Annotated in this window: 10 protein-coding genes and 2 pseudogenes; 5 read left to right on the top strand and 7 right to left on the bottom strand. The window is 68.5% G+C overall.

Annotation, left to right across the window (positions count from 1 at the left end; genetic code table 11):
* Both KBX53_RS06625 and KBX53_RS37105 read left to right on the top strand, forming a co-directional pair.
* A pseudogene (locus tag KBX53_RS06625) lies at window positions 1-199 on the top strand (hypothetical protein); the annotation flags it as partial.
* A 9-nt stretch (window positions 200-208) separates the two neighbouring features.
* The gene (locus KBX53_RS37105; RefSeq protein ID WP_309140722.1) at window positions 209-1738 is read left to right on the top strand and encodes a hypothetical protein; all 1530 of its coding nucleotides are present in this window, start codon (window positions 209-211) and stop codon (window positions 1736-1738) included.
* An 88-nt stretch (window positions 1739-1826) separates the two neighbouring features.
* Here KBX53_RS37105 and KBX53_RS06615 read toward each other — a convergent pair whose 3' ends face one another.
* The 6 genes from KBX53_RS06615 to KBX53_RS06590 form a co-directional block, all read right to left on the bottom strand.
* Window positions 1827-3818: a discoidin domain-containing protein gene (locus KBX53_RS06615; RefSeq protein ID WP_210858152.1), complete on the bottom strand. Its 1992-nt coding sequence runs from the start codon at window positions 3816-3818 to the stop codon at window positions 1827-1829.
* Between the two features lie 120 nt (window positions 3819-3938).
* Window positions 3939-4118 (bottom strand): hypothetical protein, encoded by a 180-nt coding sequence (locus KBX53_RS06610; RefSeq protein WP_210858151.1) that lies wholly within the window; start codon window positions 4116-4118, stop codon window positions 3939-3941.
* A 19-nt stretch (window positions 4119-4137) separates the two neighbouring features.
* Entirely contained in the window at window positions 4138-5016 is an 879-nt protein-coding gene (locus tag KBX53_RS06605) for a carbohydrate ABC transporter permease (RefSeq protein WP_210858150.1), read from the bottom strand.
* 11 nt (window positions 5017-5027) lie between these two features.
* On the bottom strand, window positions 5028-5939 hold the full coding sequence (locus tag KBX53_RS06600) for a carbohydrate ABC transporter permease (protein WP_051708739.1): 912 nt from the start codon (window positions 5937-5939) through the stop codon (window positions 5028-5030).
* Between the two features lie 133 nt (window positions 5940-6072).
* Window positions 6073-7395, bottom strand: a complete 1323-nt coding sequence (locus tag KBX53_RS06595) for a carbohydrate ABC transporter substrate-binding protein (RefSeq protein ID WP_210858149.1) — start codon at window positions 7393-7395, stop codon at window positions 6073-6075.
* Window positions 7396-7547: 152 nt separating this feature from the next.
* Window positions 7548-8561, bottom strand: coding sequence for a LacI family DNA-binding transcriptional regulator (locus tag KBX53_RS06590; protein WP_030335527.1), 1014 nt, complete (start codon window positions 8559-8561; stop codon window positions 7548-7550).
* A gap of 82 nt (window positions 8562-8643) precedes the next feature.
* Here KBX53_RS06590 and KBX53_RS06585 point away from each other — a divergent pair, with 82 nt between their 5' ends.
* The gene (locus KBX53_RS06585; protein ID WP_210858148.1) at window positions 8644-10467 is read left to right on the top strand and encodes a glycoside hydrolase family 35 protein; all 1824 of its coding nucleotides are present in this window, start codon (window positions 8644-8646) and stop codon (window positions 10465-10467) included.
* Window positions 10468-10526: 59 nt separating this feature from the next.
* On the opposite strand, the gene KBX53_RS06580 is transcribed toward KBX53_RS06585, so the two are convergent.
* Window positions 10527-11849 carry an LPXTG cell wall anchor domain-containing protein gene (locus KBX53_RS06580; RefSeq protein WP_030335532.1) on the bottom strand — a complete coding sequence of 441 codons (1323 nt, stop codon included), beginning with the start codon at window positions 11847-11849 and terminating at the stop codon, window positions 10527-10529.
* 338 nt (window positions 11850-12187) lie between these two features.
* On the opposite strand from KBX53_RS06580, the gene KBX53_RS06575 reads away from it, so the two are divergent.
* Together KBX53_RS06575 and KBX53_RS06570 are read left to right on the top strand one after the other, a co-directional pair.
* Window positions 12188-13168: a DUF2804 domain-containing protein gene (locus KBX53_RS06575; RefSeq protein ID WP_030335534.1), complete on the top strand. Its 981-nt coding sequence runs from the start codon at window positions 12188-12190 to the stop codon at window positions 13166-13168.
* Window positions 13169-13317: 149 nt separating this feature from the next.
* A pseudogene (locus KBX53_RS06570) lies at window positions 13318-13737 on the top strand (dehydrogenase); the annotation flags it as partial.

Raw genomic sequence — 13737 nt, 5'->3', positions numbered from 1 at the left:
GGACCTGGTCGTACCGGTGGGGCAGAGCGAGGAACTCGCCGCGGCGTTGACCGCGGCGGGTGCCGAGGTCGAGTTGTCGGTGGTGCGGGGCGCCGACCACTGTTTCGTCGGGGTGCCGCTGGAGCCGCTGATCCGCGACACCCTGGTGTTCTTCACCCGAGTCCTCGCCCCCGACACCGGGGTGCTGCCGCCTCCGTAGGGTGACCCGGTGACCGCCTACGACGTCGCCGCCAAACTCCCCGACATCGACCGGCTGCGCCAGCGCTGCAAGGCCTTGGCCGTACTCGAGCGCATCATCGACGGCGGGGACCCCTACTACGCCTACACCTCGACCTGGGGCACGGACGAGGCGGCGCTGATGAGCAATGGCAGCGGCGACGAGTGGGCCGTCGTGTTCACCCCCGACGGCGCCTTCATCCGGCTCTTCGACCATGAATCGGCGATGTCGCCGTACCGTCATCCGGACCACGAGCTGTGGCCCGGTCTGGTCGACGGCGTCCCGGAGGTGCTGCGTTCTCAGCTGACGGAACCCGCCTTCTGCGACGAGGACGGCCGACTCGTGGCGACCACCGTGCTGTGGCGGCTGGTGGAGGACGACCGCTGGCACGCCGGTGACGGCATAACCTTCCCACCACTGCACCGACCGTACGATGACAGCGGCCCGGATGGGTCCGGCATGCTCGACATCCTGCTCGACGACATCGTCGACCGCTTCGTCGAATTCGCCGTCGACTACTACGAGATGACGGTGGACCGTGCGGCGGTCGAGCACATCGTTGCCCATCGGCTGCTCACCGACCGTGTGACGAGGGCCCTGAATCCGCAGCTCAGCGTCGCCGATCTGCGTTCCGACATCGCCGCGATCGGCTATCCGATCGCCGGGGACGGCACGCGCGACGGCGCCACGGTCCAGGTCAAACCTCATGGCGCGTTCTCCGTGAACAGCGTGGGACTGGACGGTGCACCCTTCCCGTTGAGCTTCAGTGTTCGCGAGACAGGCGGCTCCTGGATGGTGAATGCGACTGCGGCGCAGGCCGCCGAGCTGGCCGATGTGCTGATGCTCGCCGGGAACGACACCATCATGGTTGTCGGCGTGGAGACCAACAGCTTCCTGGACGAGGAGTATCAGCAGTGGCGGCCGTCACGGATCGCTGCCGAACAGGGCGTCAGCTTCGAGGTGCATGAGGTCCGCGCGCTGGCGGCTGGCGTCGTCGGCCTCAGCGAAGAGGCCCTGCTGATACCCCGGGAGCAGCTGCCCCGGTTCCTGGCCGGTTGGTACCCCTACGAGCTGACCTTTGTCGACGTGCCGGGTACGCCTTCCGCCGAGCGCGTCGACGAAATGATCGTCACCATTGGAACGGCCACGTTCGACGAGCCGGTCCTACCCGCTCTGGCCGGCTCACGCCTGTTGTTCTCCGGGCATGACGACTGCTACGTGTCTGTCGAAACGACGGACCCCGCGGTGCCTGCGGCGGTCCTGGGCCGGCTCCTGGTCCTGCTGGTCGGCTCGGCGCTTGTCGACACCACAGTGGTGGAGGTGACGGCGCCCGACGTCGAGACCGTGGAGCGGCTGATCGAAGAGAACCGGCACTGGGTCGGCGAGCTGGGCCCCGCGACGCGGGGCTCGGTGACCGTCGAGCTGCACGCCACGTCCGGGTCGTGGCGGCTCGGCCAGTCGCTTCCGAAGCAGGTCGACCGCACGATGGTCTACGACATCGCGGACAGGGTCTGGCGGTGACCGAGACGGTTGCGGCACCCCGAGGTGGTGAACCATGGGTACGCCAGGGAGCCTCCGGCGCGATGCCGGAGGCTCCCTGATGTGTCGGTCAGTTGAGGGCGTAGATCTCCGCGGCGGTGGTCCACGGGTTGCCGTTGACCTCGCTCAGGGCGCGCAGTCGCAGATACTGGCCCGTTTTCGCGGTGAACCGGACCTCCTTCTGGCTGGCGTTGTTGGCGAACGTGCCGGTGGCCACGGCCGTACCCCAGTTGGTGCCGTCAGTGCTGACGTAGACCTCGTACTGGCCGATGCGTCCGTTGGCAGCGCCGGAGCCTGCGTCCTGCCGGGGCAGGTAGCGGATTCCGGAGACGGAGTAGCTCGCGCCCAGGTTGATCTGGATCTCGTGGGGCATCGGGGCGTTGCCGCCGGTGTACTTCGTGTGCCAGATGGTGCTGAGGTTGCCGTCGAAGGCGTTGGTCGCGGCCCCGTTCTCGGCGGCCGTCTCCTGGCTGTCCACGTACTTCAGCGACCATCCGGTACGCGGGATGACGCCGGCACTGGGCACGCAGACCGTGCTGAGCTGGTGTGCGCCCCGGTCCGGACGGCATCCCGAGGTGACGGTGCTGCCGAAGTAGTCGCGGCTGCCCGGGCTGGTCATGACCTGACCACTGGCCAGCGCGGGGGAGCCGGTGCGGAGCCGGTAACCACCGGCGTCGCTGATCGAGGTGGCGGTGCCCGGCGCGACGAACAGCGGATCGGCCGTGATCTTGTTCGGGTCGGCGGGCTCGCCGCCGGGGTGCTGGCCGTAGAACACGTTGGAGTCGAACAGCAGCGCGCCGGCGTTGTAGGTGGCCTGGGTCGAGGTCACGTAGAAGATGTTGTTGTAGAACTCCACATTGGCGCCGGCCGAGCCGTTGCCGTTGTTGATGATCTGGGCTGCCTCGCCCACGTAGAAGACATTGTTGTAGATCTTCGTGTTGGTGAGTTTCCCGCAGACCAGGTCGAAGATCTGGCCGCGGTCGTTCTGGCTGATGTTGTAGCGCACGATGTTGTCTTTGGTGGTCGAGCCCCCACCGTTGCAGAGCAGGATGAAGCCGCCCTCGTTGTCGTGGCTGTAGTTGTACTGGTAGGTGGTGCGGATGTTGCCCTCGTCCAGGTCGAAGCCCTGCCCGTCGCAGGTGCTCCGGCCGCCGCTGACCTCGTTGAACTGGAACAGGGCGTCGTTGATGTTCCAGCCCCAGATGCCGGCGGCGCACTGCGCGGGCTCGCGGACCCGGAAGCCGTCCACCCGGTTGTTCTCGACCAGGGCGCTCTGGGTGTGGTGCACGTCGATGGCGTCGCCGCCGATGTCGGTGACCGTGTTGCCGCGCACGACGACCCGGGTCTGCGGAAGCCAGGTGCCGCAGGTGGAACCGCAGTTGGGGTTGGCCAGCTCGGGCCGGACCATCCACCGGGTCCAGAAATGGATGCCGTAGCGGTCGACGGTGCCGATCGTGTTGTTGTTGATCAGCACGTCGTCGAACTTCGTCTGCACCGTGTAGCCGAGGACCTCGAAGAAGATGCCGGCGCTGGCGTCGTCGTCCTTCTTGGTCTGGTTGCCGTTGATGTCGTGGACGCTGAGCCCGGTCACCCGGTAGTAGGTGCCGGTGCCGGAGTTCTCACGGATGATGTGCACGCCGCGGCGGGTGGCGATCGCCGATCCCTTGTTGGAGATGTCCAGGTTGCGGATCTCCCAGTACTGCTGGTTGTAGAGCTTCACGACGTCGACGACAGCACCGTTGCCGGCCAGCGCCGGCTTGGCGCCGCTGCCGTACGCGTCGATGATGATCGGTGCGCCGGCCGCGCCGGAACCCTTGGGAAAGAGCTGCTGGTTGGCGCAGGTCGTGCCCCGCCGGATCAGGATCTGATCTCCGGCGGCGAACGTCTTGGCGTTCACCGGTGTGAAGCTGTTCCAGGGGCTGGCCTGGGTGCCGCTGCCCGACGTGCTCGCGGAGCAGTCGACGTAGTAGTTCGTGGCGGCTGCCGCGGCGGGGGGCGCGGCGACCAGTACTGCGGTGGCTAGCGTGGTCAAAGCCACCAACGAGGACCTGAACAGGCGCATCGAGAGTCCTAACCGTGGGGGTGGTCGGGGTGGGGGAGTCTGTCAATTCCTTGCGCTGTCTCGTTCGTACGCCGGGAGGGAACGCCCCCGGCGGAGCTCGGGCCCGCCGCACGCCGCGGCTCACCGGAACTTTCTGTTGTAGTCCGCGAGAAGACCGATCAGGACGGCGAGCGCCACAAGCATGATCGCGAGGTGGCCCCAGCCGACAGTGGGTCGGACGACCACCACGGCGACGACACAGGCGAGCGCGATCAGCAGCCGGGCGACGATGAGCAGTACGGCACGCGTCGGTTCCTTCATGACATCCCTTTCTCGGGCCTCAGCCCTTGACGCCGCCGGCGGCCATGCCCTGGATCAGTCGGCGCTGGATCAGCGCGTACAGGAGCAGCACCGGCACGATGACGATGACCATGCCGGCGTAGAGCCGCCCCGGGTCCGCGGCCGCCTTCTGCGCGGCCATCAGGTTGAGCAGGCCGACCTGCAACGTCTTGCCCTCACCGGGCAGCAGCGTCAGCGCGATGATGAAGTCGTTCCAGTAGGCCAGGAAGTTGAACAGAATCACCGTGGTGACCGCCGGGCGGGCCATCGGCAGCATCACCCGCGTCATGATCCGGAATCGGGATGCCCCGTCCAGCAGCGCGGCCTCCTCGAAGTCTCCCGGAATCGACCGGAAGTACGCAGTCAGCAGGTAGATCGTGAATGGGATCGAGGTCGCCGCGTAGACCAGCGAGAGCATCGCCGGGTTGTCGAGGAAGAACCCGTCGGGGAACACGTCGACCAGCGCGCGGTCCCAGTCGACGAGCATCAGGAAGATCGGCACCACGATGTAGTTGACGTTGACGAACAGCCCGGCCAGCAGCGCCACCTCGACGATGCCCTTGCCGCGGAACTCGTACCGGGCGACGACGTACGCCGCCGGCACCGAGACCGCCAGCACGAAGACCAGGCCGAGGAGCGTGACCAGTACCGACGTGGCGAAGTAGCGGCCCATCTGCGCGCCGCCGAACGCGTCGACGTAGTTCTGCAGGTGAAAGCCCTCGGGCAGGGTCCACGGGCTGCCGAAGAACTCGCTCTTGCGCTTCAGCGAGGCCACCAGCACCCAGCCGACCGGGATGACGATGAGCAGGGTGATCGCACCGACGAGCAGGTGGGTGAGTCCACGGCCGGGCCGTGGACCGGATTTGTTGATCGTGGTCATGGGAGTGTCCTCTAGAACTGGAGGGGCTCACGCCGGGTCGCGCGGCTCACCAGGAGCGACACGAGGAACGAGAAAGCGAAGATCACCACGCCGATGGCCATGCCGTAGCCGTAGGCCGAGTTCGTGTACGCCTGCTTGTACATGTAGCTGAGCAGCACCTCGGAGGCACCGTCCGGGCCGCCGCCGGTCATCGCCCGAACCAGCACGAAGCTGAGGTTGACCGCGCTGAGGATGAAGAAGGTCAGCGTGGTGCGCAGGTTCTGCCAGATCAGCGGCAGCGTGACGGCGAAGAACTGCCGACCTGCCGAGGCACCGTCGAGTGCCGAGGCCTCGTACAACTCCTCCGGGATGCTCGCCATGCTCGACATGTAGATGACCATGTAGTAGCCGAGCGACTGCCACAGCATCGCTATCGCGACCGAGTAGAGCACCAGCTTCTGGTCGCCCAGCCAGACCTGTTGCAGGCCGTCCAGCGAGAGCAGCCGGAGGGTGCCGTTGAGCAGGCCGTTCTCCTGGTCGTAGACGGCCGAGAAGATGGCCGCGATGACCACGACCGAGAGCACGTTGGGGATGTAGAGCACGAACCGGTAGAGGGTGTGGCCGCGCAGCTTCTGCCGGGTCATGACGGCGGCGAGGAACAGACCCATCCCCATCGTCACCACGGTCACGACCACGAGCAGCGCGACGGTGTTCTGGAACGCGCGGAGGAACTGCTCGTCGTCGACGAGCTTGGTGAAGTTGTCCAGGCCGACGAACCGCATCTGCGCCGAGAAACCGCTCCAGCTGTAGAGCGACATCCGGAACACGCTGACGGTCGGCCAGATCATGAACAGCGCGAACAGTGCCAGTGCCGGAAGCAGGCAGGCGGCGACGAATCGGCCGTCGCCGGGCCGGCCGCGTGCGGCGCTGCCACGCGCTGACACCGGGGGTCGGCTGGGCGCGCGCTTGCTGGCGCCTCTGGGTGGTGGAGTGAGGGTCGTCGTCACCGTGACCAGTCCTTGGTTCTCGCGGGGGGAGGGGTCGGCGGCAGCCCGGTTCCGGGCTGCCGCCGGGGCGTCACTTGCCCGCTTGCCGCAGCTTCTCGCTGGCGTCGTTCAGCGCGGTCTGCCACTGGTCGACGGTCTTGTCGCCGCTGATGATGCTGTTCGCGGTGTCGAAGAGCGTGCCCTTGATGTTCACGCCCTCGACCGGCGCGGTGCTTCCGAAGCCACCCACCAGGGCGGAGATGCTCGGGTCCTCGTAGAGCTGGTAGAACGGGGCGATCTCGGCGGGCAGCGTCGAGGCGATGCCCTTGATCGGCTGGATCGCGTTGGCCTTGGCGAAGATGCCGGCGGCCTCGTCGGAGTAGAGGTACGCGACGAAGTCCTTCGCGGCGTCCTTGTTCTGCGCGCCGCTGGGAACCCAGGCGGACTCGACGATCGTGGTCAGGTAGCGCTTACCACCGGCGTTGACCGCCGGCAGCGGGGCCATCGCCCACTCGAAACCGGTGGCGCGCGGAGCGTCCTTCATCTCGCCGACGACCCACGTGCCGTTCGGCATGAACAGGGTCTTGTTGTCGAGCAGGGACTGCTGGTTCTTGGTGAAGTCCTGCTCGTTCGCGTACCCCACGGTGGTCTTCGCCGCGTAGCTCAGCAGCCTGGCGGTGATGTCCAGGACCTGGCGCGCCTGGGCGGTCTTCCAGACACCCTCGGAATACGTCATGGCGTCCTTGTAGAACTGCTCACCGCCGACGTCGGCGAGCAGCGCGAAGAAGAACGAGTCCAGGTAGCCCGCGGTCGGGTACGTGAACAGCGCGATGCCCTCGGCCTTGGCGGCGTCGCCGAGCTTGAACATGTCGTCCCAGGTGGTCGGGACCTGCCAACCCTTCTGCGCGAAGAGGCCCTTGTTGTAGACCAGCCCGGTCGGCGCGTAGTACATCGGCATCAGGTAGGTCTTGTCGTCGTTGTACGGGTTGGTGCTGAGGTTGCCCACGATCCCGTCGGCGAGCTTGGAGCGCACGGTGACCTGTTCACCAGGCACCGTCATGTCCAGGACTCCGGTGAGGTCCTCCAGTGCCTTGTCCTTGACCAGCGTCTCGGCGAGCGCTGCCTTGCGGCCCTGGGGCAGCACCACGACGTCCGGGAACTTGCCGGCCTTCATGTTGGGGCTGATCTCGTCCTCAAGGGTCTTCGAGAGCTGCAGCTGAACGTCCACATCGGGGTGCTTCGCCTTGTAGGCCTCGATGACCTGCAGGTACATGTCCCGGCCGTAGCCGCCCTCGAAGGCCGCGACCTTCAGGCTCTTCTTGCCGTCGGCGTTGTCGTCGCCTCCGGAACAACCTGTGAGCAGGCTGAGCGCCGTCGCCGCGGCGACGGCTAGGACGATGGGTTTTCTCAACATGGGGGTGGTCCTCCGTGGCGGTACGCACAACGGTGCGGGAGTGAGAGGCGAGCACGAGACACGGTCCGCCTAGATCGCTGGGCGGGCCGCGCGTTGTTACTGTGGCACCCGTAACATGACCCGTCAAGAATGATCTGCCCGCAGCAGGACGGTCAGCGTGGCCGCGGCGCCGCGGTGGACTCCCGGACGATGAGGGTGGCTGGCGTGAGCGATTCGCCCTCCGACTCGGTGTCGAGCAGGAGTGCGACAGCAGCCGCCCCGGAGCGGTAGAAGTCCTGCCGAACGGTGGTGAGCGGCGGGTGGCAGTAGGCGGCCAGCTCGATGTCGTCGACGCTCACGATCGAGACGTCCTGCGGCACCGAGCGCCCGCGCTCCCGCAGCGCCTTGATCAGCCCGAAGGCCATCTCGTCGCTGGCCACGAAGACGGCGGTGACCTCGGGAATCATCGCGAGGATCTGCCCCAGCCGGTAGCCCGACTCGGGCGACCAGTCGCCCTCCAGGGCTGGAGGCGCGTCGATCCCGGCAGCGGCCAGGCACTCCTGCCAGCCCTGCCGACGCTGCCGCGCCTCGATCCACTCGTCCGGCCCGGCTACGTGCCACACCTGGCGGTGCCCCAGGTCCAGCAGGTGTTGGGTGGCCGCGCGCCCCGCCTCGTGCTGGTCGATGCCCAGCACCCGCGCCCCGGTCGTGCGCGAGCCGTCCACCGTGACGGTGGGGATGTCCCGGGTGATGTCCTCCATCCGCTGGGTCACGGAGATCAACGGGACCGCGATGATGATGCCGTCGACGCCCTGGTCAGAGAGCTTGAGCAGGGACTTCTCCATCAGTGCGGTGTCCAGCTCGGCGATGGTCGCGATGCTCACCGAGTAACCCGCCTGACCGGCCGCCGCCTCCACCCCGGCGGTGACCCCCGAGCGCGAGTAGTAGCCGCCGGCCTGTAGCAGGACCAGGCCGAGGGTGAAGCTTCGTCCCGAGGACAGCAGCCGGGGAGCGCCGTTGTACCGGTATTTGAGCTGCTCGACCGCGTCGAGTACGCGACGTCGGGTTTCCGCGTTGACGTTCGGCGAGTTGCGCAGCGTACGCGAGACCGTCTGTGCCGACACGCCAGCGGCACGTGCCACGTCGGTCATGCTCGGTTGCTTGTCGCGCATTGTCGCCTCGGTCATCCGCCCCGCCCTCCTGAGAACCCGGTACGGCGGCATCCTAGCGCCATTGTTATAAATGGCACGGGTAACATAGGCTTCTGCCATGATCGAGACGACCCGGCCGAGCAGCACGCTGACACCGTCGCCCAGGCCATCACCCGCGCTCGGCTGGAGCGGCAGTCAGCTTCACCGGCACGGCGTCCCCCACCGTGTCCTCTCCGGCGCCCTGCACTACTTCCGGGTCCACCCACAGCTGTGGCGCGACCGGATCCGGCGACTGGCCGACCTCGGTCTCAACACCCTCGACACGTACGTGCCGTGGAACTTCCACCAGCCGCACGCCGAGCGCGCGCCCCGCTTCGACGGCTGGCGTGACCTCGAGGCGTTCATCGCGCTCGCCGGCGAAGAAGGCCTCGACGTCGTCCTGCGGCCCGGCCCGTACATCTGCGCGGAGTGGTCCAACGGCGGCCTGCCAGCCTGGCTGACCGCGCGTGACGTGGTCCTGCGCAGCTCCGACCCGGCGTTCATCCGGCCGGTCGAGCGTTGGTTCGACGAGCTGATTCCCCGTATCGCACGGCAGCAGACGCATGCCGGCGGACCGGTGGTGGCGGTACAGGTCGAGAACGAGTACGGCAGCTACGGCGACGACGAGGCGTACCTGCACTGGATTCGCTCAGCCCTGCTCGAGCGCGGCATCACCGAGCTGCTGTTCACAGCGGACGGCCCGACCGAGTTGATGCACGACGCGGGCACGGTGCCGGGCACCCTCGCCGCGGCCACCCTCGGCTCGAAGCCCGAGGCCGCCCGCGCCCTGTTCGCCACGCGCCGGCCCGACGAACCGTTCGTGGTCGCCGAGTACTGGAACGGCTGGTTCGACCACTGGGGCGAGCGACACCACGTCCGCACGGTGGACAGCGCCGTGCGCACTCTCGACGCCATCCTCGGCGAGGGCGGAAGCGTCAGCCTCTACATGGCCCACGGCGGCACCAACTTCGGGTTGTGGGCCGGCGCCAACGCGGACCGGGGTCGGCTTCAGCCCACCATCACCAGCTACGACTCCGACGCGCCCATCGCCGAGGACGGAACGCTCACCGCCAAGTTCCACGCCATGCGTGCGGCGCTCGGCGTGACCGGGCAACTGCGGGTGCCCGAGCGGATGCCGGTGCTGCCGCCGACGCGGGTGCCGCTGACCCACCGCGCCGACCTGATCGCCGGCCTGCGCGCCGTGCCCGCACCGGAGTCGACCGGTCCGCGGCCGGCCACCTTCGAACAACTCGGCCTGGACGCCGGGATGGTGCTGCTCACCGCCCACCCGAAGATCCCGACGGGCGAGCACACCATCATCCTCAGCGACGTGCGCGACCGGGCGATCGTCCTCGCCGACGGCGTGCCGATCGGTGTCGCCGACGCCGATCATCCGGAGATACCGATTCGCGGCACCGGCGCGATCGTGCGCCTGGAGATCCTGGTGGAGAACCTCGGCCGGATCAACTACGGCCCACTGGTCGGTCAGCACAAGGGCCTGCTCGGACCAGTGCTCGTCGACCGCCGGATCGTGCACGGCTGGGCCAGCTCGCCGATCGCCCTGGCCGAGTGGACACCTGACGACCTGCGTCGCGCCACCACCGCCGGGCCGGCCAGCACCGGCGCCGGGTTCGCGGTCGCGACGGTGCCCGTCGAGCAGCCGGCGGACACCTTCCTCGCCCTGCCCGGCTCGGTGCACGGCATGGTCTGGGTCAACGGATTCCTGCTCGGTCGCTACTGGGACATCGGTCCGCAGGTGACGCTCTACTGCCCCGCGCCACTGCTGCGCGCCGGCGAGAACACGATCGTCGTACTGGACACCGACCGGCTCGGCCCGGTCCTGGAGCTGCGCGATCAGCCCGAGTTGGGCCCCACCGAGGAGTCCGTGGAGGAGTTCGAATGACCGTCTGACCGCTCCCGGTCGCCCGCCGTGCGAGCGGGCGACCGGGCCCGACCGGCCGGTCAGGCGTGCTTGCCGCGGCGACGCTTCAGCAGGAGGAAGCCCAGGCCGGCCGCCAGCAGGGCGGCACCGCCACCGGCGACGAGCGGCATTGTGGTCGAGCTGTCGTCGTCGGCGGTCAGCTCCCGGGAGCCGAGCTCGGTGACCGGCTCGGAGCCGTCGGACTCGGCCTCCGTGGCGGTGTTCGCGCTCGGGCTCGCACTGGGGGTGGGGGTGGCGCTCGGGGAGGGTGACGGTGACTTCGTGGGGGCCGCGTCGATGGAGGCGAGCGAGTCGCCGTTGAGCGCGACCTTGACCTTGGCCTGACCACCGCCGGAGGACACGACGGCGACTGACAGCTTGCTCGCCTTGTCCGTCAGCTTGGTGATGGCGTCCGCGTTCGGCGGCGCGTTGTTGGTGGCTGTCTTGTCCGCCGTCGTGGTGTCGATGAGTGACGAGGCACCGTAGGAGCCCTTGGGGACACGGTAGGCGTGCACGCCCTCGAGCTTCGCGTCGAAGTTGCCGGCCGCGTGGCGGTACTCGATGACGAGCCGGTCGCCGCCCAGGGCGATGTCCAGGGCCCGGACTCCGCTGCCCTTGCCGTGCAGGGAGCGCAGCGTGTAGACCCCCGACTTGGTGACCTTCTGGGACGCCCCGCCGTTGAGCCATCCGGCACGGATCATCTCCGGTGCGGAGAAGCCGGCCGGCCGGTAACCACCGGCCATGATGGTCGTGTGGCTGGCGCCCCCTGACTTGCACGCGCCCAGGTTGCCGCCGGTGCACTTGACGCGACCCTGGTGCCCGAAGCCCAGGTTGTGCCCGAGTTCGTGGCCGACGACGTCGATGCCACTGGCGGTGCCGTAGAGGTTGATCCAGGTGGTCGGGCCGGGCAGGGTGGCGAGGCCGGCCCAGGGGCAGTTCGTCTTCTGCGCCGGGAAGACGATCGAGATGCTGTCGTAGTCCTCGCCCGCGACCAGGCCCCGCTTGGCGAGTTCGTCACGGGTCATCTGATTGATCTTGCCGTGCGGGCAGCCGGCGGCGCTGAGGTCCAGCTTGATCGGGCCGAGGAACTGCTCCGGTACGGCGGGCACCAGCTTGTACTGCCCACGCGACAACTCCGACAGGTACGACGCGGCCGAGTCGCTCTTCGCGCCGAAGTAGGTGTCCGGCGTGGACGCCTTCACCTTGTCCGGGAACTGGAAGGAGGCGTCGCTGAACTCCACCAGGACGGGGAGCATCTTCCTCTTCACCGGTGCGGCGGCCGCAGGGGTGCCGGGGAGCGTGGCGGTGGCCAGCACGGTGATGCCTGTGGCCAGAGCGATACGGCCGAGGGCGGACAGCTTCATGGGGTCCTATTCCTTGAGGGGGATGCCGGACGGCCAGGACGCCGATGTCCGTGGCCGCCCGGCAGCGTCGGGCCGCTTGGCGCTAAGGCGGCCGATGACGGGGGATTCCTGCCGGTCTCGTGCGGGTTCGTGGCCGCAGGCGGGGCCGGGCCGCCGCACCAGACCGGTGGGGGTGGGCGGGAGCGGCTACCAGGACGACGGGAGAGAAAGAGTCAGGAGCAGCCAAAGCTGCCGCATACACCACATCCTATGACATCCTATGTCCGATGTCATATGACCGTAGGTCGCATCGATGTGTCAGTCAAGCCGGCGGGGCAGGGGCGGCTATCGTGCAGCTCGTGACGCACGAACGTGAGCTGCTCTCGCCTGTCGACCTGTGCCAACGGGACGGGCGACTCAACCCCGCGGCGGTGGGCTGGACCCGGCGTCCCCTGCACACCGCGAACCTGCGCGGCTGGGGCCGGACTAAACGATGGGAGTACTGGGGCATCGTGACCCCACGGCACATCATCGGGCTGGTCGCCTCGTCGCTGGACTACGCCGGTGTGCACAGTGTCTACGTGCTCGACCGGGACAGCGGCACCGAGACGACTGCCGACGTGGTGGTGCCGCTGGCGCGGGGCGCTGTGCTACCGCCGCACTGCGGCGTGGGCGAGGCGGGCGCCCGCGGCGGTGGCCTGGCGATCCGGATCGTCCAGCGCCCGGACGGCACCGCGATCTCGGCGAGCGCCAGTGGCGTACGGCTGGAGGTGGACGTGCCGTTGCCGGCCGGTCACGAGTCACTCGGGGTCGTCGTGCCGTGGAGCACCAGACGATTCCAGTACACGGTCAAGGACGTCGGCCGCCCGGTGCTCGGCACGCTGGAACTGCACGGCCAGACGTACGAGATCGGTGGGCCGGACGCGTTCGCCGTGCTGGACCACGGTCGCGGCAGATGGCCGTACTCGGTCAGCTGGAACTGGGCCGCCGGCGCGGCGCCGGGACGAGCGATCCAGCTCGGCGGTCGGTGGACCGACGGCACCGGGGTCACCGAGAACGGCCTCTTCGTCGACGGTCGCCTGCACAAGATCGGCGAGGAGCTGCGCTGGACCTACGACCGGGCGGACTGGCTGCGCCCCTGGCGGATCAGCGGCGACCGGGTCTCTGTCGAGTTCCAGCCGTTCCACGAGAAGGTGTCCCGCACCAACCTGGGTGTCGTCGCGAACGAGACGCACCAGTGTTTCGGGCACTTCTCCGGCTGGGCGAAGACCGACGACGGAACGACGGTGAGCCTCGACGGGCTCGTCGGTTGGGCCGAGGAGGCACGCAACCGCTGGTAGTGGTTTGCCGCCACCACGCGCACACCGCGCCAGCGCACGGCAGCGCTTCGAACTGTGGACACCTCGCCTCCGTGTTTATGATCGACGACCCCGACCGGGGCACGGAAGGCTGGCCGTTCGGCCCAGAACAAGAGGTGAGGTGCGCGACGGTGATCCGCGAGGCGTACGCCTGCTGGGTGCGCGAACCCGGCGCGGCCGAGATCCGGCCGGTGTCGCTGACCGCCCCCGGCCCCGACGAGGTGCTGGTCCGGGCCCGCTACTCCGGGGTCAGCCGGGGCACCGAGACGCTGGTCTTCACCGGTCGGGTGCCCGCCGACCAGCACGCCGCGATGCGCGCGCCCTTTCAGGAGGGTGACTTCCCCGGCCCGGTGAAGTACGGCTACCTCAGCGTGGGCGTGGTCGAACAGGGCCCGCCGGACCTGCTCGGGCGGACGGTCTTCTGCCTGCACCCGCACCAGAGCGCGTACGTCGTGCCCGCCACCGCCGTGGTGCCCGTGCCGGAGGGGGTGCCGGCGGCCCGGGCGGTGCTCGCCGGCACCGTGGAGACCGCCGTCAACGCGCTGTGGGAC

The sequence above is a fragment of the Micromonospora sp. M51 genome (assembly GCF_018070305.1).
GTDB classification, from domain to species: Bacteria; Actinomycetota; Actinomycetes; order Mycobacteriales; family Micromonosporaceae; genus Micromonospora; species Micromonospora parva.
This window is presented reverse-complemented; position numbering and strand designations above follow the sequence as displayed.